At 35.4% G+C, this 22,186-nt stretch carries 23 protein-coding genes and 1 pseudogene; 3 read left to right on the top strand and 21 right to left on the bottom strand.

Annotation, left to right across the window (positions count from 1 at the left end; all coding sequences use genetic code 11):
- Nucleotides 1-179: 179 nt before the first annotated feature.
- The 7 genes from BUC20_RS01400 to BUC20_RS01370 form a co-directional block, all read right to left on the bottom strand.
- Nucleotides 180-428 carry a response regulator transcription factor gene (locus tag BUC20_RS01400; protein ID WP_073226462.1) on the bottom strand — a complete coding sequence of 83 codons (249 nt, stop codon included), beginning with the start codon at nt 426-428 and terminating at the stop codon, nt 180-182.
- A 183-nt stretch (nt 429-611) separates the two neighbouring features.
- Nucleotides 612-1,175 (bottom strand): DUF6624 domain-containing protein, encoded by a 564-nt coding sequence (locus BUC20_RS01395; RefSeq protein ID WP_073226459.1) that lies wholly within the window; start codon nt 1,173-1,175, stop codon nt 612-614.
- Between the two features lie 39 nt (nt 1,176-1,214).
- Nucleotides 1,215-1,682 carry a GNAT family N-acetyltransferase gene (locus tag BUC20_RS01390; protein ID WP_200800868.1) on the bottom strand — a complete coding sequence of 156 codons (468 nt, stop codon included), beginning with the start codon at nt 1,680-1,682 and terminating at the stop codon, nt 1,215-1,217.
- 64 nt (nt 1,683-1,746) lie between these two features.
- Nucleotides 1,747-2,124, bottom strand: a complete 378-nt coding sequence (locus BUC20_RS01385; RefSeq protein WP_073226456.1) for a hypothetical protein — start codon at nt 2,122-2,124, stop codon at nt 1,747-1,749.
- Between the two features lie 496 nt (nt 2,125-2,620).
- Nucleotides 2,621-3,115 carry a hypothetical protein gene (locus BUC20_RS01380; protein ID WP_143166661.1) on the bottom strand — a complete coding sequence of 165 codons (495 nt, stop codon included), beginning with the start codon at nt 3,113-3,115 and terminating at the stop codon, nt 2,621-2,623.
- Nucleotides 3,116-3,182: 67 nt separating this feature from the next.
- Nucleotides 3,183-3,584, bottom strand: coding sequence for a DUF4345 domain-containing protein (locus tag BUC20_RS01375; RefSeq protein ID WP_073226451.1), 402 nt, complete (start codon nt 3,582-3,584; stop codon nt 3,183-3,185).
- Between the two features lie 444 nt (nt 3,585-4,028).
- Nucleotides 4,029-5,198: a helix-turn-helix domain-containing protein gene (locus BUC20_RS01370; RefSeq protein ID WP_073226448.1), complete on the bottom strand. Its 1,170-nt coding sequence runs from the start codon at nt 5,196-5,198 to the stop codon at nt 4,029-4,031.
- A 1,381-nt stretch (nt 5,199-6,579) separates the two neighbouring features.
- Here BUC20_RS01370 and BUC20_RS01360 point away from each other — a divergent pair.
- Nucleotides 6,580-7,410, top strand: a complete 831-nt coding sequence (locus tag BUC20_RS01360; RefSeq protein ID WP_073226442.1) for a TetR/AcrR family transcriptional regulator — start codon at nt 6,580-6,582, stop codon at nt 7,408-7,410.
- A gap of 1,061 nt (nt 7,411-8,471) precedes the next feature.
- The gene (locus BUC20_RS01355) at nt 8,472-9,140 is read left to right on the top strand and encodes a hypothetical protein (RefSeq protein WP_073226439.1); all 669 of its coding nucleotides are present in this window, start codon (nt 8,472-8,474) and stop codon (nt 9,138-9,140) included.
- Between the two features lie 488 nt (nt 9,141-9,628).
- Here BUC20_RS01355 and BUC20_RS01345 read toward each other — a convergent pair whose 3' ends face one another.
- The 5 genes from BUC20_RS01345 to BUC20_RS01325 form a co-directional block, all read right to left on the bottom strand.
- Complete coding sequence (locus BUC20_RS01345; RefSeq protein WP_143166660.1) at nt 9,629-9,958, bottom strand: hypothetical protein; 330 nt, start codon at nt 9,956-9,958, stop codon at nt 9,629-9,631.
- 123 nt (nt 9,959-10,081) lie between these two features.
- Nucleotides 10,082-10,522, bottom strand: a complete 441-nt coding sequence (locus tag BUC20_RS01340; RefSeq protein ID WP_073226432.1) for a MauE/DoxX family redox-associated membrane protein — start codon at nt 10,520-10,522, stop codon at nt 10,082-10,084.
- A 120-nt stretch (nt 10,523-10,642) separates the two neighbouring features.
- A complete protein-coding gene (locus tag BUC20_RS01335) occupies nt 10,643-11,233 on the bottom strand; it encodes a Crp/Fnr family transcriptional regulator (RefSeq protein ID WP_143166659.1) in 591 nt (196 codons plus the stop codon).
- A 76-nt stretch (nt 11,234-11,309) separates the two neighbouring features.
- On the bottom strand, nt 11,310-11,579 hold the full coding sequence (locus BUC20_RS34430) for a helix-turn-helix domain-containing protein (protein ID WP_073226426.1): 270 nt from the start codon (nt 11,577-11,579) through the stop codon (nt 11,310-11,312).
- 36 nt (nt 11,580-11,615) lie between these two features.
- A complete protein-coding gene (locus BUC20_RS01325) occupies nt 11,616-12,245 on the bottom strand; it encodes a DUF6266 family protein (RefSeq protein ID WP_073226425.1) in 630 nt (209 codons plus the stop codon).
- A 643-nt stretch (nt 12,246-12,888) separates the two neighbouring features.
- Between BUC20_RS01325 and BUC20_RS01320 the strand changes: the two genes are divergently transcribed.
- Nucleotides 12,889-13,236 carry a VOC family protein gene (locus tag BUC20_RS01320; RefSeq protein ID WP_073226422.1) on the top strand — a complete coding sequence of 116 codons (348 nt, stop codon included), beginning with the start codon at nt 12,889-12,891 and terminating at the stop codon, nt 13,234-13,236.
- Between the two features lie 175 nt (nt 13,237-13,411).
- On the opposite strand, the gene BUC20_RS01315 is transcribed toward BUC20_RS01320, so the two are convergent.
- The 9 genes and pseudogenes from BUC20_RS01315 to BUC20_RS01275 form a co-directional block, all read right to left on the bottom strand.
- Nucleotides 13,412-13,645, bottom strand: a complete 234-nt coding sequence (locus BUC20_RS01315; RefSeq protein WP_143166658.1) for a hypothetical protein — start codon at nt 13,643-13,645, stop codon at nt 13,412-13,414.
- Nucleotides 13,646-14,033: 388 nt separating this feature from the next.
- Nucleotides 14,034-14,705 carry a hypothetical protein gene (locus tag BUC20_RS01305; protein WP_073226414.1) on the bottom strand — a complete coding sequence of 224 codons (672 nt, stop codon included), beginning with the start codon at nt 14,703-14,705 and terminating at the stop codon, nt 14,034-14,036.
- Between the two features lie 149 nt (nt 14,706-14,854).
- A pseudogene (locus tag BUC20_RS33660) lies at nt 14,855-15,004 on the bottom strand (SGNH/GDSL hydrolase N-terminal domain-containing protein); the annotation flags it as partial.
- A 151-nt stretch (nt 15,005-15,155) separates the two neighbouring features.
- Entirely contained in the window at nt 15,156-17,108 is a 1,953-nt protein-coding gene (locus BUC20_RS01300) for a DUF262 domain-containing protein (protein ID WP_073226411.1), read from the bottom strand.
- 1 nt (nt 17,109) lies between these two features.
- A complete protein-coding gene (locus tag BUC20_RS01295) occupies nt 17,110-18,492 on the bottom strand; it encodes a DUF262 domain-containing protein (RefSeq protein ID WP_073226409.1) in 1,383 nt (460 codons plus the stop codon).
- A 108-nt stretch (nt 18,493-18,600) separates the two neighbouring features.
- The gene (locus BUC20_RS01290; RefSeq protein WP_073226406.1) at nt 18,601-19,053 is read right to left on the bottom strand and encodes a hypothetical protein; all 453 of its coding nucleotides are present in this window, start codon (nt 19,051-19,053) and stop codon (nt 18,601-18,603) included.
- A gap of 18 nt (nt 19,054-19,071) precedes the next feature.
- A complete protein-coding gene (locus BUC20_RS01285) occupies nt 19,072-19,716 on the bottom strand; it encodes a hypothetical protein (protein WP_073226403.1) in 645 nt (214 codons plus the stop codon).
- Nucleotides 19,717-19,873: 157 nt separating this feature from the next.
- A complete protein-coding gene (locus BUC20_RS01280) occupies nt 19,874-21,712 on the bottom strand; it encodes a DUF2075 domain-containing protein (protein ID WP_159441028.1) in 1,839 nt (612 codons plus the stop codon).
- Nucleotides 21,713-21,777: 65 nt separating this feature from the next.
- Nucleotides 21,778-22,107 carry a nucleotide pyrophosphohydrolase gene (locus tag BUC20_RS01275; RefSeq protein WP_073226397.1) on the bottom strand — a complete coding sequence of 110 codons (330 nt, stop codon included), beginning with the start codon at nt 22,105-22,107 and terminating at the stop codon, nt 21,778-21,780.
- Nucleotides 22,108-22,186 lie beyond the last annotated feature (79 nt).

The following is a 22,186-nucleotide window of genomic DNA, read 5'->3' as shown; positions in this document are numbered from 1 at the left end:
TGCAGCGGAACGCTGGTAAAATATAGAGCGGAACATGCACCTGGTAGCCTAGTCGCTTAGTGAGGTTACGGATGTAACCTCACTAAATCATCCAGCAGTATTTACAATCTCCGGGCTATGCAGAAAATTATACAGAGCGGGCACGGATGACGAACTTTTGGGGTAAAGATTGTTAAAGATCAGCCGCCATTGAGGTTATTCTTTATAGCATAGACAGCTGGGCCAATACGTGTTTTAAGGTTCAGTTTTTCACACAAAGCATCCCGATAACCCTCTATCGTGCGAACACTGACACACATCTGGTCGGCAATTTCCTTATAGGTCAGTTCTGTGCACGAAAATTTCAAAAACTGAATTTCCCGTTCACTTAGCTTAACGAACAGGTTCAATTTACTATCCGTCTCTGTTAGGTCGCGGATGGATCCCATTATTTTTCGGGTCACGAGCTCATTATAAAAATAGCCCATCCGCTGAACTTCATCTAAGGCAACCGATGGACAGAATATCCATTAAACCTACTCAGGGGGATAGCTGACATAGTAAAATAATATGTTGGCCTCTTTAAAAAGGAATAAAAGTGCTTGAATTTAATTCTCTGAACTAATTTTATTTTATATCCACCCTGTTTTTTTTCTCCAAACATTGTAGTCTTTGTCCTGACTATCTATAAGCTGAATTTGGTCACGACTAGGAATGAGCATTATTTGTTCATCAGACAAATTTGGTAAGCCAACTTTTGATCGATAGATGTTTATCTTTAAAGGATTTTCTACAGGAAAAAGTACATCTCTACTGATCATTTGTGTTCCATATTTCTGAGGTTTACTTTTATATACTTGGATTCGGTCATATAAATATGCAATATTTTTTGGAGCGATATCTTGTCTGTTTTCTAACATCAAAGAATAACATTCTTGCATAAAATCTGGTTCGCTAATAGCATGTTGAATGATAAGCCAAGCAGCGTCACTAGCTTTATATCCTACTTTATTTACAGTTGGATAACCTATTTCAGAAATAATTATTTTTAATTCTTTGCTATTAGCTTTATGTACAGCTTCCATTTCTGGATGATAACCTTTAGACAGTTCTCCTCTATTTAACAACCGCTGTCTTATAGATAAATCATTTTCTGCTAATTGGATTAATTTAGTTGCTATTTCTTGGTATAACATATAATGAGTTTTTCAATGAATAATGATAAATGTTCATTGTTATCGCTTCTTCCCAACATCTGAAACGTTAGTCAATAGTTGATTTTTATATCTTTTTACGATAATAGTATTTTTCAAATCCTTTTGGAAATCTGTTTCTATTCCAATTTTTTCAAATCCAAGTTTTTCATAAAATTCAGGTACTTGGAATGAAAAAGTATTCAAACTGATAAATCTGCAATTTCTATTTTTTGCTTCTTTTTCTGCTCCTATTATTAATTTTTGCCCAATTCCTTCGTTTCTATTTTGGGGTATTACAACGCATGTATTTATTTCTAATGTTCCCCAAATTGAGCGTCCATAAAGACCTCTAATTATTTGATTTCGTTCATTTCGTACTATTATCTCAATTGGCTTATTAACTTCATTCTGGAACTCTTGTGTTTTACTTAAATTATACTCAAAGAGTAATTTAGCAATTTTCTTAAACGATTTCTGTTCGATTGTCTCCGCTACTTTTATATTCATATCTACTGTATTTAAAACTTTAAATTACTTTTGCATGCAGTCGTCTGTGCAATATTTTTACGACTCAATTTATGGGTTTTAAAGTATCTAAAATTAAAATTGGCGGATGTTGAATATGTTTTTCAAAATCTGGACGTTGTTCTAAAAGTCTTGCATCTGGTGTAGGCTCTTGCAGATTCATTAAAATAAAACCAGCTTCCAGCACTTCTTTTACAATGGTAGAGACCTTACGATGGTATTTTATGACATCTTTTACAAACCAATCCTGTTTACGTGGGTCTTCGATTGCGTAATTGGGCTTATTCTGCATCCCATTTAAAGTCTGCAATGTTGCAGTGCAAATCGGGTGTTCTATAGAAAACAAAAATTGGCCTCCTGGTGTTAAGGCATCATATATTTTTTGAAATACCATTTTTAAATTGGCAATATAATGCAGCGTCATTGATTTTGGGACCTTTCATGATCAGATCTGTATTACCCGTGCTGCCAGTCGTCTTGCCTTCCGCTAAAATCTGCTGATTTACCTTGTTCCTGATGATTACGTAAGCACCGCCAGGAGCTACCTATGAACTTTGCATCTTTTGCTTTTACTCTTATTACAATTTTTGTTTCAGTGGCGGAAACGCAGATACAAAAGAAATGCTGTAACGAACATTAGCACCTTCATGAGCTATTTGATTTTAAGAATTCTTATTTGAACCTATTATGAAAAGGGTTGTTTTTCAATTCCAGATCTATGTTGTCGAATGGTATTGACTTGTGGATAGTCCCCTGTATAGTACGTCTCGATTCCGCTACAAAGTGGTTCTGCGTCACTTTTGCTGAAATATAAAAAACAATAAAGCTAAAAGTCAACCAGAAACAAAGGTAAAAAAGAACCTGATCATTATTTATGATACAGGCTCTTTTTATCGATGAACCGACTTCATCAATTAGACTTATTTATTTGATCCATATGTGAGTGTTTTACTATGAGATTGGTCTACTGCAACCACCACATTTTCATTCGTTTCCACCTTGCCATTAATTTCAGCTTTGTAGCTGACAGTTATCGGGCCACCCCCCTCTAAATTGGAGACACTAATGTTCAATCCTCCATAATCAAATGGTTTTACGGTTTCGAACACATAAGTTTTTGTGGTGCCTATAAAACTTTTCTCGTCTATTATTATACTGTTTTGATTACCTTGCGAAGTGCCATTCATTTTCCAAACAGGCGCTCCGTACTGGCTTGCATCATGGTTTCCGGCACTTACCTGAAAATCTACCTGATCGTTTTGATCAGCTCCTGTTACTGTAACGGTCATTTTCATTGAAATTTTATTCCCGTTATCCGGGTGATCGCCAGATTTCTTTTTGCATGATGCTAAAGACAAAATACCTAGTGACATGACCATAACTGTTAATAAAGATTTTTTTGAGATTGATTTCATAATTGTTTTTTTAAGATTTGTTATTATTTAATTGTTTTTCATGTGTAGTAGAAGTATTGATAACCTATTATCTAAAGCGTCTGTAAAACAGCAATAATACTAAAGCCAAAATGCCTAAAGTAGACTCTATGACCAACCATTGCGAACCAAATTCGCCCAAAGGCCCATCAACCAAGATTGTTATCAATCTAGAGATAGAATAGGCTAACCAAAACAATGAAAGAAAAATGAGCGCCTTTTTTACATCCTTTAACAAAAGGTGAACCAGAGAGAAGCAAATAACTAAACCAACGCCACCATATATACCTCTCATGGAACTTATGGCATCTGTATTAGATAATCGCGTAGCCACCAAATCCATAGTTCCCTGCGGATTATAAATTGACAAAACACTAACATAAGCGATACTGAAGATTGAAAAACCGACATAAATTTGACTACTGATTTTGGTGATTTTCTGTGTATTCATTATTGATTTAACTACTGGTTATTTTAAAAAGTCCTGTACTTTCATTCGTGCAAATGATGTCTAAACCGCTAGGAGTGCCAAAAGCTAGGGTACACTTATACTCAATGCTTGTATTTTTTAGGTAAGCCTTAGCAGAGTCGTCAGCATCGCTTTTTTTATAGGATACATTGTTAACAATCATTGTAGAAGTCATTGTGGCAAATAAAATAAGTTTTGTTTCATGGTTTATTATTTAAAACTCCAGTGTTTTGAATGCAAAAATGAAACATTGAGAAATATCAATCGCCCCACGAGGCTTCGTGGCACCTCTTATTGATTTAGAATAATGCGTTATTTAAAGTGGTGAAACACTTTAAATATTTGACAATAAATAATATAAATCGCTTTTCAAATAAACCTATTACAGCGAAGAAATAACTGAGCAATAATAAGAAAACGGAGGACCTACAACGCCTTGTGGTATGTTAGGTCGGTTGGTTTTCTGAAAAAATCTGAAGGAGATTTACCCGTGAATTTGCGAAAATTGCGATTGAATGAAGATTTAGAATTGAAGCCACAATCAAAAGCTATCGATAGCAGTGTATAGTTTTGGTTTTTTTCATCAGCAATCATTTTTACACATTCATCTACCCTAAGTGAATTGATATAGTCGTAAAAACTCTTGTTAAATTTAGAATTGATCACTTGCGATAGCACAGCATCTTTTAGCTTTAAGGATTCGGCTAACTTACTTAGTGTAAGTTCCACATTTTTATATAGTTTTTCTTGTGCCATTATCCTGTTAAGTTGCTGGAAAATACGTTCAGCTTCGGCATCCGTAAGTGAAGACCAGTCGTATTTTATTTTATTGAGCATTAATGCCAGGTTAGCGGGCTCTTCTGACAGGTTTTCTTTTTGAGTAGAAAGGTTTGGATGCTCAGCGGCAGAGCGGGATGAGGCATTGTCGGTTTTGAATATTTGCTGTTGGCGTACACCAAAAAAACCGATGAAGCAGATGTACAACGAGGCACTGAAATAGATACTCTCTGCTGTAGGATAGAAAATAACAAAGACCCAAATTCCAGCGATGCCTGCAATCAGGTAACGCAGCCAATTCAAGCTGATTTTACCCGTAGTTGAAAATTCTTCGCTTATTTTTTTCTTATATCGATGCAGTAGAACAATTGCGGCTGATACATAAATAATTCCCGAAATGATTATGCAAATATTGGTGATGATTCCAATGGTTTTATAGTAAGGCGAGGAAAAGCCCTGGTCATAAAGCCATAGCTTTTGTTCTGGGTTTTGTAGCAAAAAAGACATCCATAAAAGATAGACAAAAGAAACAGGTAAAAAATGAAGTAGCTTTTTCTTGCTAAATTTTATCGGTGTGGTTAGATGAAGGATATATAGATACAAAAAAGGCCCATGCACAAGTGCTAATATATCTCCCCAGCCTATTAAATTGGGGAATTGGCAATAGTTTCCTGAAACCTGTAAATATAAACTGGCTAAGTGAAGCGTTGCTACCAGCTGCCAAATCATGAGTAGTTTATCTGCAGTTATTTTGTTAGGCTTAACTGCTAATAGTACGAACAAGTATAAAGAAATTGCAATACTGGTGAAGTATAACATGCTGTTATTTTGTATGGATGGCTAGATGTTATTGGTCAACCCAAAAATATGAAATATATTCAAGTTATTGACCATTGGTTGCAAACAGTAGCTTAAAATCAGTTTTTTGCCTTTGTTTGAAAAAAAACTATTAAAGCAAAAAGCCAACTTTCGTTGAGGCTTCTTGTGATCCGCGGGGATTCGAACCTAGTTCAACATCAGCATTTAAATAGTATTTGACATGGTTTATACCAGCCCCAAAGTCCGGCACTTCCAATAAGCAGAATACTGGCAGCGATCTTTAAATAAGTAAACCGATAGGTATTCGATTTATACTGTTCCGGCAAATCAATTCTTGCATGAATACCAGCATACATGGCATTTCGTAGTTCACGCCGTCTGTTGCGGTCTTCTAACGCTCCCTGGTATCTGTAACTAGCAATAGATTTATACTAATAGATAATGGGCAAATTTTCATAACGTGCTTTCTGTTTATTACGCAGATAGTGGTTCTTCCCCACTTTTGGTGGTGAAATTAATTCAAATGCAATTCTTTAAAAAAAAAGTTCGTGACGTACCCTAAAGGAGCACAGATTATCCATTTTCGGTAAGGCGCTGAACCTACCACCAAAAGTGGGGAAGAACCACTTTTACCGAAATATGCACATTGTAAACAATCCGAAATCCCGCTACAGGCTAATTATCGAATTGAAGTAATGGACGGTCCTGGGATGGCTGTTGTTTAATATAGGGACGCGATTTAATATTGACCGGTTTGTTACGCGCAATTTACTGCTTCATCCAGCATTTTTTTTTTGAGTTCGCTGTTTACTTTCGGGATTTTTATCCTCTTTGGATAAAGTAATTTGTTTTTTATCCAGTAACAGACTGCCTGGGCAGAAATTTATTTTTCGTCTCGTTTAACATCAGGTGGACCTGGCGGGCTGCCAACGAGCTCAAGGCGGCGGGTACCATACTTTTTGTTCCTATCAATTAGAACTAATGTTCTAATTTCGGAATTTTTCTCGCATATTTGATTTTTATTGATATATAACATGGGAACTGATAAAAAAAGCAGATTAAAGCGCGCATACCAGTATCTGAGAGATACGATCGCGCCTTTAGATACGGCGGATAATAAATATGTGAGGATACAAAAGAATCTTGAGTTTGGGCTTTTTCTTACACTATTGATATGCGGCACCTTGGCTATTTTAATTGCAGCTTCATTTATGCATTAGTGATAAACGTTTTCGATAGGCTTTTTATTTGCTATTGGGTATGTTGGTTCTTTGTTCGGTTTTGCAGAGATACTGGTTATTATATTGGCTGGCTCAACAATTGGCTAACAGACTTTGTCTTTGTTCCGGTAGTTGTGCATTTTTCATTAATACTTGGGAACATGCTGTTCAGCAGTACTCACTTAAGGAAATACTCGCTGCCGCAGATTTTAACTTTTTCACTTTGTACATCACTAGCATTTGAAGGTTTATTGCCACATGTTACAAGCTATAATGTTGGAGATTGGGGTGACGTAATCGCATACTTCTCCGGCGGTGTATTTTATTATTACGGTCATCAGAATTTATCAATCAAAAATTGGGAAATTCACAAAATCGAAAAAATAGTTAATGAACCTATGGACACAAAAGAGAAAATATTAAACGGGGCCCTCGAATTATATAATAGTAAGGGTATTAACGTTAGTACACGTCATATTGCTGCACATATTTCTATTAGCCCTGGAAACCTGCACTATCATTTTAAGCATACTGATGATATTGTAAAGGAGCTATATAACCGCTTGGTGGCTGCATTTGATGAATTGATAAAGGATTTTAAGCAATCAGGAGCTATCGATCGTGAAAGTTTAAAAAGCGTCTATTTACAATCGTTTAGCATTGAATATAAGTATCGATTTATACTGTTAAATTTTGTTGAGATTGGAAAAAGGGTGCCTTCTATTCAGGCTGCTTATCGTGAATTGGTGAAACGAAGGAAAGCTGAGTTCGCTTTAATTTTTCGTAAGATGGTCTCGGTAGGATATTTTCGATCTGACCTTCCTAATGAAATATGGGAATCACTAGCCACTACTTTTTTTATACTCGGAGATTTTTGGCTTTCCCATAATGAACTTATTGATAAGTTGAAAGAGTACGAAGCTGCTGTTGCCTACTCAAAATTAATGGAGTACACTATTTTGCCTTTATTAGCTGATCCCAATGGGAGTTAGTGAGTGCTGGCTAGATTGAGTACTCTTAATTGATTTGATTTTTGGATTTACAATGTGCCTGGTCTCATTTACTTATAACTGTGAAAGGTGCAAATTCGACTTTCTATCTTGAACTGCTGCAAATGTGTATATTTCGGGGAAAGTGCCCCCCCTCATTCCGGGCCAAACTGGCCACTAATCTTTCTGCCGAGAGGGGTAGAGAATGCTATCAAAGCATGATCAAATATAATTAAATCTTACCAATCTCTTTTCTTATTCCCTTGAATCTTACCTCTTAAAATATCAAAATAGAATTCCTGATTCCCCAGGAGCCATTTAATTCCATTACTAAGCTTCCGATCTTAAATCTAAATTCCATCAGCTTAAATAAGCCGTTTTAAGCTGTGCAATTTTTATAAATGATCGTAACCCTTACTTATACTTTGTGATTTGGTTAGGAGTCAGAATTTGCGGTTTTACAAAAGATCCATGTATCCCATACCTAGATGGTAAAATTGGTTTGTATGGGTCAAAATGGCCACTTTGGCCCGAAAACAGATGGTCAGTTTGGAGCGGAATAGCTCGTCAGGTTAAAACCGGAATAGGTGATCACTTTTGTCGGATTACCCACTTTTATGCCCTCTTTAGATTTTTTGTTAAAATGAGCAGTAAAATTTGACGACCAAACAGGTGGTGAAATAAAAAATTCAAACAGTGATTTTTACATTTTCTATCAGGACAATGATGCAAGAAAAAAAGAGGGTGTAGAATAGGGCACACTGACTAAAACGAAAAAACCCTCTAAACTATGACATTTAGAGGGTTTTTGATAGAATTTGATATCTATGTTGTTGGGGTGGCAGGATTCGAACATATGACCTCCTGCTCCCGAAGCAGGCGTGATACCAGACTACGCGACTCTCCGAACTGGCATCTTCTTTTTATCGGTCTTTATACAACTACTTTCCCACATAATTTGTGTCAGGTTACTAGCGTAATTTAGTGCTTCTACAATGATAACAACAGAATTCTAGATTTTAATTAAATAGTTAAATTATATTTGCCTAATCAACCCCTCTCTCATGTTTGGACTATTTAAAAAGAAAGTAAAGGAGCCAGAAACCTTCCAAAACCATGATCAGGAATATGAATTTACCTGGCATGAGGTAGGAAAAGATAATCCATTTAATAAGCAAATTCTCGATATCAGAAGTTTCACACAACATATGCTTTCGTTCACTAAAGAGAAATACGTGGCTGAATTATTCAATAAGCAAAGGCATAGCATTGGAAGAGAATTGATTAATACTAAAATACCTAAAAGCAAAACTATTAATGTCAGCCTTGTCTATCCACATAACGGATCAAAAATCGAAGGAGCTGCTTATAAAGCAAACTGTATGGAGGATAAATGGGATATCTACGGATGGGACAACATTATCTACCTTACCAGAAGTTGGACCGGAGAAGTTGTCTATAAGGCGTTTATCAAAGTTACCGATGCTAGTTTTGAAATCCAAAAAATCGAATACACACCTGATGTGTATAGTGAAAATGATCAATCTCTCGTAGTAAATGATGTTCACTTCCTAATTAAGACACTTGCCCTTGGTGCCATTTATCCTCACAAAGTGCCTACAGTTTTAACAAATGAAAAAGATATAGCTATATATTCGTTTAACCGGTTTGGCCATAATTGCTGGTACGCAACTTATTATGATATTCTGGACGTAGCTGTGAAAATTAGTTAAAGTAGCATTTCATTATGCTTTAAGACCTTTTGTATCTTATATCTAGACCTTATCAGGTCAACCGCAATTTTGAATTTATTATTATCACTTACATGGTCTACATACTTAATAACCCTACCATTTACAGAAAGCGAGGTATATGTAAAAAAGCTGACCAGAGAATATCCAGCTATTTTTTGCCATGCTGAACTTATGCCTTTTTAAAGACTGCCGTTTCATTTGCCAATGACAGAACTCTTGTATTCTCCTTCCTTGTTCATATATCGTGAACACATATTTTTTGAACATATTTATAGCAGTAGATTTGAACAAGCAATCCTGGTAGAATCGGTAAGATATTTCGATAATGAAACAGTAGCCTATGCTCTCAATGATATGATTAAAATGAAAAAACCCTCTAAACTGAAACAGTTAGAAGGTTTTTAATAGACTTCACGTCTATGTTTCTCGGAGAGTGTCTCGCCCACCCTTTTCTTTTTTTGATTTACCTAATTGGGCTTGTTAGAAATCAACCCAGTAGGATCATCTAACCCTTTGACATAATAAGTACCATGAAGCGTGTTCAGTTCCGCACTGATGTTAATGATACTCTTTAATGCTGGAGAAGTTGAGGGATTATTGACGTAATCTTCCGAAACCTGTATTCTGCAAGGCTTAACCTTCGCTCCATTACAAAGATCTGTATTGGCAACATACACCCAATTCGATGCCAGCTCCACACTAGCTTGGTTAAAATCTGGCCCGTTATATTCAAACGCATAACTGGCATTCTGATCATATTTAGCTGGCTCTTTCACTTCTTCTTTGAATGAGCTCATTGATATCATAAGCCCGAGACCTAATACGAAGGCCATCAAGGGCAGTTTTTTAATTATATTCATAACTGTTTTTTTGTTTTTACATTGTTTTCTTTGATAATTTTGACTTGAAATCTCATACATTCATACCCTTTTTCCTCCTTTCCAATCTTTAAAAGTTAATATCAACCCTGCAGTGGCTATTAGAGTTATTACCAGGTTGAGCATAAAATTATCACCCCAGCTAGCCTTTTCTCCAAGTAAGCCAATACAATTGCAAGGTGTGGTACTGTACACACCCAATAAGGCCAGACCAGTATAGGTTGTAAACGCCAACATTAACAAAAAGCTAAGTATCATGCCTATCCCTCTTGTCACGGCATTAACCAGTAAAGCAGCAATTATAATTTCCGAGGCAGGCACAGTAAAACTCAATAGATTGCTTAATTCAGCTGGAAAAACCTGTCTATGCATTTCTTGTTTAAATGCCCCAAAATCATAAAGCTTAAACCCTGCTGAATACAGCCAAAACAGGATAAAGACTACTGATAAAAGAATCTGGTATACTGACTGTTTCATTTCCATCACTTTGTATTGTTTAAATCATACATTAAAGTTCCGGACAATTCCAGGCAATTTATCCGACAACAGTCGGATGATGATACGATTGTTGTCGGGTAATTAGCTACTTTATCATTCTGTTGTCTAATTGGTCAACTTCTTTAAAGACCTTGTAAGCGTGTCCGGAGACATGCTTAAAAAGCTGGCCAGTTGCTTCCTTGAACAAATTTTCAAAAGATGAGGATGGTTATGACAGAGATTCCTGGCCCGCTCTAAAGCAGTGCGTTTCATATCTGCTGCATGTTGGGTTCTAAGCACTTTATAATTGTCCCTAAGCTTCTCAATTAGTGATTCGGCTTCCAAAAACTGTCTTTTTAATGCCGTGAAATCTTCAATTGAAATATAGATAAAACTACTATCTTCAAGGATAACGATAGCACTTTCTGAGGGCTGCTGACTAAAGAAGCCTGGTGTAGTGTATATGAAATCTCCAACAAACCAAAACCAACTCGCAAATTCCCCCGAATTTACTATGTCTCTGGTCATTTCTGCTGAAGTGCCTTTGAGTTGAAACCATATAAATTTCTGAATCTCCTTATAGTTGAGAATGGTATATCCTGCTCTATAATCAATGAAATGTATGACTTGTGATAGCTGTAAAATTAATGCAGATGATATTGGATAAAATCGCTGCATAACCTCTATCATTTGATTAAATAACATGGTGCGATGCATAATGAGAACGTTTAAAATAAGTTAGTACTGTTACAATATTTATTTAGGGCATCAATGCCCTTAAAATCAGGAAGGATTATTCTTTATTTAAGATTTGAAAAATATCGGATCTTAAATAATAAGCAGTTCCTCCAATAATTTTATAACGGAGTTGCCCCTTTCGACGCCAATTGTAAATGGTCTTTTCGCTTTTTTTAAATAGATGCATTACGTCTTCAGTATGAAGCCACACCTCTTCCGCATGAATAGGTTTATAGCTATTAATCTGGTCTAAAAGTCTATTGGTATTCTCTGTCTGCAGACTTAGAATCTGTCTGAGTACATGTAGGATGGATCTTAAAATCATAAAATAGGGATTAGATTGATTTTTAAATCAGCAAATTCACCAAAGCCATTGGCCAGTGTAAATACTGTTGGAAATGTTTCTGTGATCGTTAGTGATAAAGGAAAGATAGGTTTCTGCTACATGTCCACGACTGATAGTGTACAATGGAAGTAGACAAGTTCCAAGATCTCTATTCGTACCACCGGTGATATACATGGCTTTTTTAAGCTTGGGGAAATAAGCCAGCAACATTACCTGATCTGTCCAGTGCATACCTAATTCTACAGAATCCGGATTCCAGTTAAATTTAAAGCCTTCATTTACAACTTCTACCTTGATCTCGGAAACCAAGGGCATACTGCCGGAGCTGAGTTTTACCTTTTCAAAATCAATGCTCATTTTAGGATATGTACCTTTGAAGGCATTAACCAGATTATGACCAAATGCAATTGCATAAGGTTGTTTACTCTCTTTGACTCCTTCGAGTTCAAATCCTACGTTAATGAATTCAGTGACCTTTTTTAAAAATGGATTTAGGATTTTAGTTTTTTGTCTGAATGTTAATTGTGGTTTAGTTGGCTTCTTATCTGTGATACCAATTGTTCGTGTCACAAGTTCCCCATTTAGGAGATAGCTAACCGTTTGTCCAAGCTTTCCAATAGCGTGTCCTTTTTTTTGTATTGCCATAATGATATTGATTTAGGTGAACTGATTATATTTTTTATTATCGGGTGAAACAATTTTAAAACACCAGGATTTGAATAATCAGCCTTCATCAACAAAAACAGTCTAGCAAAAAATCAAATAATAGCGCGCAAGAGAAAAAAGTACATAAAAGGCAAAAATCAATCTAAATAATAACCAGTAAAAACATAAAAACCGAGTCAAACGCAATTCAAAGTCGCACTTGCAGGTTAAAAATATTTTGTAGATAAATAATAACAACCCAAAATAAAAATTTGAAATTAAAATTCCAAATAATTAATGTTTTTCATTAGTCAATAAAATTCCAATTGAAGCAATATGTATTTACAAATAAATATTAATAATTCTAATAAAAGGATTTACTAATTTTTAATAGAAATAGCTGAAGTATAATTTCCTTAAAATATTATTACAATAACCACTTATCTGGAAGGTAATTGAGAGGTAGTTGAGAGGTAGTTGGAAGGTTAAAAAACTACGGAACTACCTCTCAGATGTCTTCCAATTACCTCTCAAATACCTTCCAACACCGGAGAGTGTACGGACAATTCAGGTATTACTTACATAAGTTTACACCTTAATATTTTGGACAGATAGGATTAGGAATTAATTCTTATTTTAGTTTATGGTTAAAAGAATTGTTGCAAATATTCATACAGATAATATAACTAAGGCTGAGATGTTTTATAAGAATGTACTAGGTCTGGAAATTTTAATGGATCATGGCTGGATTACAACTTATGGAATTGATCAAAACATGGGTATTCAGGTAAGTTTTGCTTCAGAAGGTGGTTCAGGAACATTAACACCAGATCTGTCCATTGAAGTAGATGACTTCGAAGAAACATTAAATCGTGCAAAAGAAGCGGTATTTGTTATTGACTATGGTCCGGTAGTTGAGCCCTGGGGAGTAAAAAGATTTTACGTCAGAGATCCTTTTGGTAAGCTCGTTAATATTTTATGTCACGTTTAATGAGAGGGAATAACAGTTAATTGTCTACTTGTAAACAGGTTACTGCTTATGTAAAACGGGATCAGTTTGCGGCAAAACCTCCAGTCCATCTGGCAATTCAGGAAACATGATCTTCAACCTATCCCGGCCAATATTATCGGCGGACACAAATTTATAGGTTTCACCTTGATCTTGGCTATGAAGAGAGGCTGCTAAAATAGCCACCTTCCTTATTCAAGGTTATTCCCTGAGGGACAACGCAGTACAATTCTTTTTCATTGGTATAAAATTTACCTGTTTTCCCGATTGAAACATTACTAAAACTCATCCCCCTACTTTTCATCTCCACAATCGCGGCGTTGATACCTACAATCGCTTTTTCCTTACCTCCCATTTGTACTATAATTCTAGGATGCGTAAGATCTGCCAATCCATGTCATTTTTAACATAGCGTTGAGTATAATAGTGACATCATTTCTTACGACCATCGTAACCTGAGCATTGGCATTACAATTAATGATTGCCAATAAAATAAAAAGCAGTACATGTTTCATGATTAGAGGTCATCTCTATTCCTTTTCATAAATTTATCTAACCAGGTATTCCGCGCCACAATACCTAAACAATTGTGATAGCTCAAACCAGACGTTTTAGTATTCGCATTTCGCTCTGCTAAGTTAGTATAGTATTTTGCTTTGTATAGATTTCGTGACACACCTCTTGTTACAAAGACGACAAACATTCTAAGCTCAGACTAAAAAAGATATCATATAAAAAAGCCCCGTTATTTACGGGGCCGTAATAATTTACAATTATAGTTAGAGCGCACTTTTTGCATTTTCTGCATTTTCTATTTTTTTATCGGCCTCGGCATTTTCTAACGCCTTCACAATAGCTGGTAGAAAAACATGCAGTTGCAACTCGTAAGTTAAACCATCATTTAATACTCGCATTTCGATAGTTTTAGCTCCAATCTCCCAGCGATAAGCTAAATAGGTATAGCCTTCTTCGGTCGTATGCCATTCTGGTGCGCCTTGGCCTTCGCGAGGTTCTCCATATTTGCCTACTAACATTCTTTTTAAGGCGGTTACCTGCTCATTCATTTCTGAATTATATTCTTCGTAATGGATGAAACGTCCATGCACTACAACTTTATAAAGCTTATTTTCATTAAAAAAAGGCGTTATTCTTTCAAATTTATAGTCGCCGATTTTGTTTCTATCAAGATCGCTGTTACTCCAAGGCTTGTATTTTGTTTCTTTAAAAAATGCTGTTTCCCGCTTATTATATTCTCCCTTTGAAATACCAAAAACTATAGAACCAATCACTTTGTTTTCATCAACTTTGTGTTTTTTTGCAACCTCTATTGAATCTTTTTTTATTGAATCTAAAAGACGGTTATCTTCACTTTTTTTTTCAACTTTATCGCTACCGTTGCAAGCCAAAAGCATAGGAATTACAATACTGAGTCCGTGTAAAATTTTTCTCATATTTTGTTATTAATTTCGGGGTTAAATATAATTATTTTTAGTTCTTCATTGTACTTTTGAAGCCATTCTATATTTACCGATAATCATAATAGCTGGCATCCTTTTTCCAGCCTGTATTTTATCCGGATATCGGAAGCCTTTGTATTGAATTAGATGTATTCGCCTGCAGGGTTTTGGGATAATTTCCAGAATTCAGGGCGAACCAAAGCTTCCGCACGGGCAGGCAGCCTGTCAAAAGGTTTCATTAACCCCGTTTGCAAATACCGTCCGTGAATAACAGGAAATGCCTCCTGCACTGGATTGTGCCAATTATAGCTTTATCCATAATAAAAAACACTTATGCAGGTGAAGAAAAAAAAGTTATTTTAAAGAACATAATCAATTATTAGTTAGTATCTGATATAAGGTCATCAAGGTAAAAACTCCTTTCCTGGAGAGCCTGGCTACGTATTAATTTAACTCACCTTTTTTAATCAACAAATCAATCATTTCTTTCTGATGTTCTAATATAGATTGCTCATCCCAATTTTCTCTTTTACGCATCATCAACCTTTGCTTTAAACTTTCAATAGTCGACGATTGTTCATAATGTTCTGCCTTAGCTAGCGGAGAATAGTTACTCAACTCTGAATTCTTACTTCGACTTATCAGACATAGATTTCCAAATTGATGGATATAATTCTTTCCTACGAGTATTTTAACTGCACCTGGTTTAGCATTTTGGGGATAATAGTGCTCTACTGAACTTCTGAAAGCAAATTCAAAAGATTCAATATTCATGATATTGAATCTTTTCTCTTTCTCTAGTGTCTCTGAACGCCATATCAAATAATCTAATCTGTTAAATATGAAATTTTGAACATTCGTACCTACATGGAGTAAATCTTCATTAATCGCCTTATTGATTAATTCACATTGATTTTTAAAAATGATATCGTAATATTCGACTTCTTGTTTGCCAAATCGATCAAAGAGAAATGCATTTGATAATTTTTCAAGATGGCATGCATACACCTCCCCTTCTATATCTAAGTTACTTTGATTGTATAAAAAGTTTAAAACACCTGACAACCAATGCTTATATATAATTTGAGGAAAAGAAACATGAAACATTGAGAGTAACATTAAAATTCTTTTATTAATTATTTCGCTTTCGAAAGATTTAGTATAATAAGCCTTAAGTTGCTTTCTGCTTTTTGTAATTCTCAAAGCTTGTAAACTCCAGGAATCAGTATCGTGCTTAAATTCCCTTTTAATAATGTATTTGTCGAACAAAAACCTGCATTTTAAAAGTGCTGATGCAAAATCTTTCACAAACTGAACCTTATCAGCCTGTTTATCAATATATCGTTCAAAAGTCTTAATTAATCTTTTGTCATCCAGTCGAATATCTTCCTGACTATAAACCCTTAAAACATGTAACAAAAAATTCGGGAACCCGATAATCGAATTAAAGGTTACATTCTCAAATTCATTGTCATCGTCCTCATAACTCTGGATATTGTCTTTTAATTCGCCCGTCAATAGGCTTATGATATTTAGCTCTTCTAGCTTCTCTTTTGTATTTACCTCTTTATTCTTTACGGGAAGTATGTACTGCTTAAATTCTTCAAAATTTTCCGGCAAATAATCCCAGGTCTTTTCGTCGCCTTCTAAAAAAACCGCATCACGATACTTCTTTTTAAAATTTAGCTGCATATACTTATCCATGTTGGAACAGGCATCCCAAATCATGGAGAATGCAAGTGAACTTTCTTCATCATACATTAAATGTGCTAATAAACTAGCTTTGAGAATTTCTTGTTTCTCTAATTGTTCCCCACGGTTATTCATTATTTCGAAATAATGATTTAAATCCGTGTCTTTAGGCACTTCAACCCTGAGTATCACAACTTTATTTAACAGATAATAATAAAACTGATTAATCTCAATTTCACTATGTTCGTTTAATTTTTTAAGTATAATAGCATAAGCTTGCACCATACTTGGATTTTTTGGACCGCTGTTATTTACCTCTCCATAGTAAAGCCGTTTGAGTGTCTCAGTAGAGAGCAATCTACTATCAAACTTTAATTTTTCGTAATGTTTTACAGGAACATCAAAACCAAATTCATTTTTGATTACACTAAGCAAAATATTTAATGTGGTAAGACGCTGTTGGCCGTCAATCGTTTCATAAACAACCTTAATGTCGTCATTTAACTTACGTTTGTGAACAACCAATGAACCGATATAGTAATTGGATTCTAAATCATCAGATGCAAAATCCCAAATATCTTGTATTAATTGATTTATTTCCTTCTCTTCCCAAGCGTAATTTCTTTGGTAAAGTGGAATAATGTATTGATCATCTTGAAAGACTGCCTCAATTGTTAATTCCAACGGCTTATCGATATTATCCATCTTAACTCCTAAAAATGTGTACTAATTCCATTAATTCATATATACCTTCAATTCCTTTTACAGCTTTATCATCCCCTACATATTCTATTGGATCTGAGTTTTTATGTAAAATTTCCTTTGGGTGTATAGCCTCTCTAATGACTCTTATCATCCCGTGACTGCTAATAGCATGATTATCGGTTGTTACCTGATAAACAGATTGCTGCTCTAACCGAATAGCATAACTCCAAATAAAAAATTTAACAATTGCATCTTCAAACTTAACAGCACCGAATTTATCCAGGTAGTATAGCGTACAGCAATCAAATAAATTACGAACATACCTATCGCCTTGCCTAAATCTGTCCTTATAAGTCCTTAAGTCTTTGTAAATGCGATGAGCCATCACGTCACCGTCTCCCAGATATTTTTGAATTGATTTTTTAAAATGTTTCTCATCATGGCTATTATCTATTGTTTTAATAATATTAGCATAATGATGAACGTACTCGAAAAAACGTTTACCATTTACAATGACCTGATCAATTTGGAATGGAAAATTGCTTTTCAAACCATCAATTTTACGAACAACATCTTGGTTATATTGATCCGTAAAAAAATGATTTATACGGTAAGGCATTTCAAAATTAAATAGTTTCTCCTCATCAACACTAATCCCCTTAAATACTGAAATGTTATTTTTTGTAAATGCTAAGGCCCTCTTCCCTTTGGACCATCTTCTTATTCTGAAAAGGTAGTTACCAAAAATATTAGGTAAGTTATCGGAAATATCCTCCCAATAATTCACGCATTTTATTTTGTCTTTTTCAGATACCTGAGCCATCTCTCTTAAATGAAATGCCTTTAACAAATCGTGTGGGGCTAAATCTCGACCTCTGGAGTTTTGTGAATCAAAAAACTGAAAGGCTTCAGAAATATCATTTAGTTCAATATAAACCAATTCACATTTCTGAAAGAAGAATTCGATTTGATCCCCGTTAAATTCTTTTACTCTCGCCTTCACAACCCATAGATTTTGCTTCAGATTAGAAATGCTGATGGTGTTAATGATATTGTATTTAGCAATACTCAGTTGGCTTATTTTATGACCTCCCATCCTAGCGCCAACTTCCGTTTTTAACAGCTCAGCAGCAATCAGACTTAGGGTAAAGATTCTTTGCTGGCCATCCACTATATTTCTTTTATCTCCATCGGCATGAATAACTACAGTGCCTATTCGATAAGATGATTTATCTGAAAATAGTAATATATCATCAATTAACTGATTAACATTTTTTGCTGACCATTTATATGGCCTTTGATATTCAGGGATGGACAATTCTTCCCCAAATAAAAGTCCTTCTACAGTTTGAATATCTGTAAATACAGTGTGTGTATTTGACATAAATGAGATACGTTTCGTTTATTCGTTTATAAATATTGCTTGCTTTATGATAAGCAAGCATTTGTTTTAAAAAAGAAATTTCCTTTCTCTTTACCCTTACTTAGCTCATCAAACATTGTTTGCATTAAGTTTATCAATTAATCCCCTAAAATAAATATGTCTATTTGCACCAAAATGTTCCTTATAGTCATCCTTGTCAGAAGTATAACTTTTGTCATTATTGCAGTAATAACATGATAAAACACATTGTTCTTTTGTATAGTCATTGTCGTTTTTATCTACTTCCAGGATTTTTCCCCGATGGCCAAACCTCGTATTCCTTTGTTTTAGCAATCCAGCATCAATAAGCCGCTTTATTTCATGAATAGAGGTTTCGCAATAAAAACATTTGCAATTATAAGCTTCAAGTTGGTCTATAAACCAGTCTGCAAAATCATTTTTATCAGTAAATCCTCTATGCTTTGCTCTGTTGTAATTCTTTGCTACTCTTAATTTCTCAATTCGGTAATAGCTTTCTAAATCAATAAATTGACGGGATTTTTCGAGATCTTGTGAGCGCATAATCTATCATATTTAAAATTACATTTGATTTTTTCTTTGACATTCTTCCATTGAATTCTTACCTTCTTCGGCCTCATTCATTGCTTTCTTAGCATAACGCTCAATTTCGCCTGGATCTGTTTCATTGTAGCCCTTTTTAGCATAACTATATCCATCTGCCGCAGAAGACTGTGCATCGTCGCAATCTACTTCGTTGGCATCGCTTTCAGCATCTTCAAAATACGACATTGCTTTCTTCAGGTAATCGTTTGCGTTTTCAACATCTGTAGCGTTTAAATACGCTTTCCTGGCATAATCATGCGCCTCGGAAAAATTATCCGTAATATATTGTTTTTCGTTAGTTATGCCTGAACTGGCATCAACATTTGGAAATAAAGTTTCTTCAGTTTTTTTTGTTTCCAAGCCATCTGTAGTTATAGTTGTTACTGTAACCGACCCGTCAGGGTTATACTTCTTTTCCTTAGTCATAGTTTCCTCGTGTCTTGTTGGCAAGAAACTGGAGCTTTGAACACCAGGTTCAGCCAAGCTATAGTCGGCTGAAGCTGAAGAAGCAGGCTGTGTCTGCACAGCAGTTCTTGCGTTTGAGCTTTTATTATCATTATCAGAGCAGGACAACAATAAAGTGGAAGCTATTATGAGAATGCTTAATTTAAATCCGATCATTTTTTTTAAGAGTAAGTCAATTTTATCAAAGAATTTTTATTCTATTAACTGAGAAACAAATTACTCAATTAAACACAGTTATTTATTATGGTAAACCGTAACATCCGAAATCATAAGACGCAATTATAAAGTGACTTGACAACAGAGTCTATTCTCTCTATTTCTTTCTTATTCTGCTTCTAAAATACCTTTCCGTATCCTTATCCATAAAATGAACATAACAGGCTTTCATACCTCTCCCCAAAAGCACTCTATAAGTGTTCTTTACTAGCTGAAGGAAATCCACACTACTTTTAACCTGTCCATCATAGCTGCATTCAGAGAATCCCTCCCATTCCGCAATATCAGGATTATATCTCAGGTCTTTTCCGAAGATTATTCCAGCATAATCAAATTCAAAACCCTGAGCGGTATAAACACAACCGATCTGATTAATTCCTCCGTCTTCATAGGCCCAGAACTGCGATTTAGGGATTCCCTTACGCATTCCGGTTAATCCTTCTTGCGCATTCCATGGTCGCTTATAATCGCCAATCTCTACATCTTTAATCAAATCACCATTGTCATCCAATTTTTTAGTCCAGGGCCAGCAAAAGCCAGCCATTACTCTCGCAGTATACCCAAGCTCAACCTTTGCCCTTATAGCCTCTTCTAACACTTCTGCTGAATCCATTATGTGGAATTCATAGTCAGGTTCATTTATCCATTCCGAAGTCGCTGTTTTCCTGATATGCAGCGTATGATCAATCCACTCACTGTATCTTTCAGATCCACCATTACGAAATTGTCCCTCCAGATCATATTCATAAACTTTACAGCCTGCGAGTTCAGCTTGTTCTCTAATGAAACCCGAAGATCCAATCTCACCTTTACGTACGGCCTGAAAGTCATCGATAAAAAAAACGGAAACCTTCGCTGCATTTAGCAAATCCTGAACCTGTGGTTTACCTGTTGCTTTAAATGGATATCCGGTCTTCTCTCTGATCCGATGCGCTTCATCCATTAAGAGCACGTCAATCTCATTCGATTCCGCTTCACCATATGACATAAAATACTTTAACAAACTTTTTGAACTATCGCCTAGTATTTTACGTAAAGTCTCAGTAAAAGCCTTTGAACCTGTTGCATATTGAGTATTAAAATTTAATGCCGCCAGATCTGCCAGCAGTTGCAAACCTATTACGGATTTGCCTGTACCAGCGCCTCCTTTTACAATTACCGCATGTTTTTGCTTATGTTCCAATCCTTTACGAACAATACTCATTACAGTATCATAAACAATCAATTGTTCATCAAGAAGGATATAATCGCCTTTGGTTTTAACTGTACCGAACAATTTCAATTCGCCCTTTAGTTTCTGCTTTATGACAGTCGAAACTTGTTTGAGTAACTTTTTGGACGGTCGCATTTTGCTTTGTTCAATCTCAGCAAGGATAGACATTCCGTCTCCAGAATTTACTTTTTTTGTAATAAATTCAGATAAAGCTAGACGGTCTTCACTTGCATATAAAGGAAAACGGCTGATACTGTTTTGAAAGCGTTGGTCTGTAAGCACATCATTATTACTAATGCTGTAATTATGTAGGTAACTGCATGCCGAAAGTTTTATAGGTTCGCTACCTTCATAAAAAACCGTACTGTTATCCTGCAGATAATACATATAATTCCCTACCTGAACACTTGGGTGTAGCAAAGAACGGTTTCCACCACCTACCCAAGTCACCACATAGTCGCTGTCATAATCGGTGAGAGAACAGGTTTCCCACTGTTTAAGCTCCACAATTACTGCATTTTTCTTTTGATCTTCATCTTTGCCACAGATAATTACATCAATTCTTTTTCCACTAAGCGGCAATTTATATTCAACCATTACTCCCTGGTCTGTCAGGTTTGCACGTTCCAAAATATCTGACAAGCGAAACAAAGAATTTCTCCATGACATCACTTCACTTTGCGACGGTTTATAGCCGAATTGCTTGAAGAATTCTTCTTTCAACAAATTCGCAATTTGATTATTAACGTTTAGCGCTATAAAATTAGTGGATGTGCCAGAGTACAACCTCATAGTTCGTTATATTTCTTAGAAGTCCCTTTAGCTTTATCGACCGGATATTTTCCCGCGTTCTTAGCAACCTTATTTTTCACGATCTCGTTGATATCAAGATCATATTTTTCAGCAAGTAGAATTGCGTATGCGAAAACATCCGCTAGTTCATCCTTAATCTTTTCTACATCTGCTTCCTCTGGTTTTTTCCATAAAAAGAGCTCATTCAATTCCGCAGCTTCTATAGACAATGCTAACGCAAGATCTTTTGGATTATGAAACTGCTCCCAGTTTCTTTCATTTCTGAATTTGAGTAAAATATCTTGTAAATCTTTCCAGCTATTCATTTCCAAATAATATGTTGTGAAAATTAAGGAAAGTTTATGAGGAATGAGAGAATTATGAGAAATTGATGAATACTTTTCA

The sequence above is a fragment of the Pedobacter caeni genome (assembly GCF_900129215.1).
GTDB classification, from domain to species: Bacteria; Bacteroidota; Bacteroidia; order Sphingobacteriales; family Sphingobacteriaceae; genus Pedobacter; species Pedobacter caeni.
This window is presented reverse-complemented; position numbering and strand designations above follow the sequence as displayed.

Bases quoted from the DNA above. Each gene is read 5' to 3' on its own strand.
- BUC20_RS01325 (WP_073226425.1), bottom strand. From the start codon at position 12,245: ATGGCAATACAAAAAAAAGGACACGCTATTGGAAAGCTTGGACAAACG.
- BUC20_RS01355 (WP_073226439.1), top strand. From the start codon at position 8,472: ATGTTTGGACTATTTAAAAAGAAAGTAAAGGAGCCAGAAACCTTCCAA.
- BUC20_RS01390 (WP_200800868.1), bottom strand. From the start codon at position 1,682: ATGAATATAAAAGTAGCGGAGACAATCGAACAGAAATCGTTTAAGAAA.
- BUC20_RS01290 (WP_073226406.1), bottom strand. From the start codon at position 19,053: ATGCGCTCACAAGATCTCGAAAAATCCCGTCAATTTATTGATTTAGAA.
- BUC20_RS01370 (WP_073226448.1), bottom strand. From the start codon at position 5,198: ATGTTATACTTCACCAGTATTGCAATTTCTTTATACTTGTTCGTACTA.
- BUC20_RS01395 (WP_073226459.1), bottom strand. From the start codon at position 1,175: ATGTTATACCAAGAAATAGCAACTAAATTAATCCAATTAGCAGAAAAT.
- BUC20_RS01335 (WP_143166659.1), bottom strand. From the start codon at position 11,233: ATGCATCGCACCATGTTATTTAATCAAATGATAGAGGTTATGCAGCGA.
- BUC20_RS01360 (WP_073226442.1), top strand. From the start codon at position 6,580: ATGCTGTTCAGCAGTACTCACTTAAGGAAATACTCGCTGCCGCAGATT.
- BUC20_RS01375 (WP_073226451.1), bottom strand. From the start codon at position 3,584: ATGAATACACAGAAAATCACCAAAATCAGTAGTCAAATTTATGTCGGT.
- BUC20_RS01305 (WP_073226414.1), bottom strand. From the start codon at position 14,705: ATGAGAAAAATTTTACACGGACTCAGTATTGTAATTCCTATGCTTTTG.
- BUC20_RS34430 (WP_073226426.1), bottom strand. From the start codon at position 11,579: ATGATTTTAAGATCCATCCTACATGTACTCAGACAGATTCTAAGTCTG.
- BUC20_RS01385 (WP_073226456.1), bottom strand. From the start codon at position 2,124: ATGACGCTGCATTATATTGCCAATTTAAAAATGGTATTTCAAAAAATA.
- BUC20_RS01345 (WP_143166660.1), bottom strand. From the start codon at position 9,958: ATGAGCTCATTCAAAGAAGAAGTGAAAGAGCCAGCTAAATATGATCAG.
- BUC20_RS01380 (WP_143166661.1), bottom strand. From the start codon at position 3,115: ATGAAATCAATCTCAAAAAAATCTTTATTAACAGTTATGGTCATGTCA.
- BUC20_RS01400 (WP_073226462.1), bottom strand. From the start codon at position 428: ATGGGATCCATCCGCGACCTAACAGAGACGGATAGTAAATTGAACCTG.
- BUC20_RS01285 (WP_073226403.1), bottom strand. From the start codon at position 19,716: ATGATCGGATTTAAATTAAGCATTCTCATAATAGCTTCCACTTTATTG.
- BUC20_RS01275 (WP_073226397.1), bottom strand. From the start codon at position 22,107: ATGAATAGCTGGAAAGATTTACAAGATATTTTACTCAAATTCAGAAAT.
- BUC20_RS01320 (WP_073226422.1), top strand. From the start codon at position 12,889: ATGGTTAAAAGAATTGTTGCAAATATTCATACAGATAATATAACTAAG.
- BUC20_RS01340 (WP_073226432.1), bottom strand. From the start codon at position 10,522: ATGGAAATGAAACAGTCAGTATACCAGATTCTTTTATCAGTAGTCTTT.
- BUC20_RS01300 (WP_073226411.1), bottom strand. From the start codon at position 17,108: ATGGATAATATCGATAAGCCGTTGGAATTAACAATTGAGGCAGTCTTT.
- BUC20_RS01295 (WP_073226409.1), bottom strand. From the start codon at position 18,492: ATGTCAAATACACACACTGTATTTACAGATATTCAAACTGTAGAAGGA.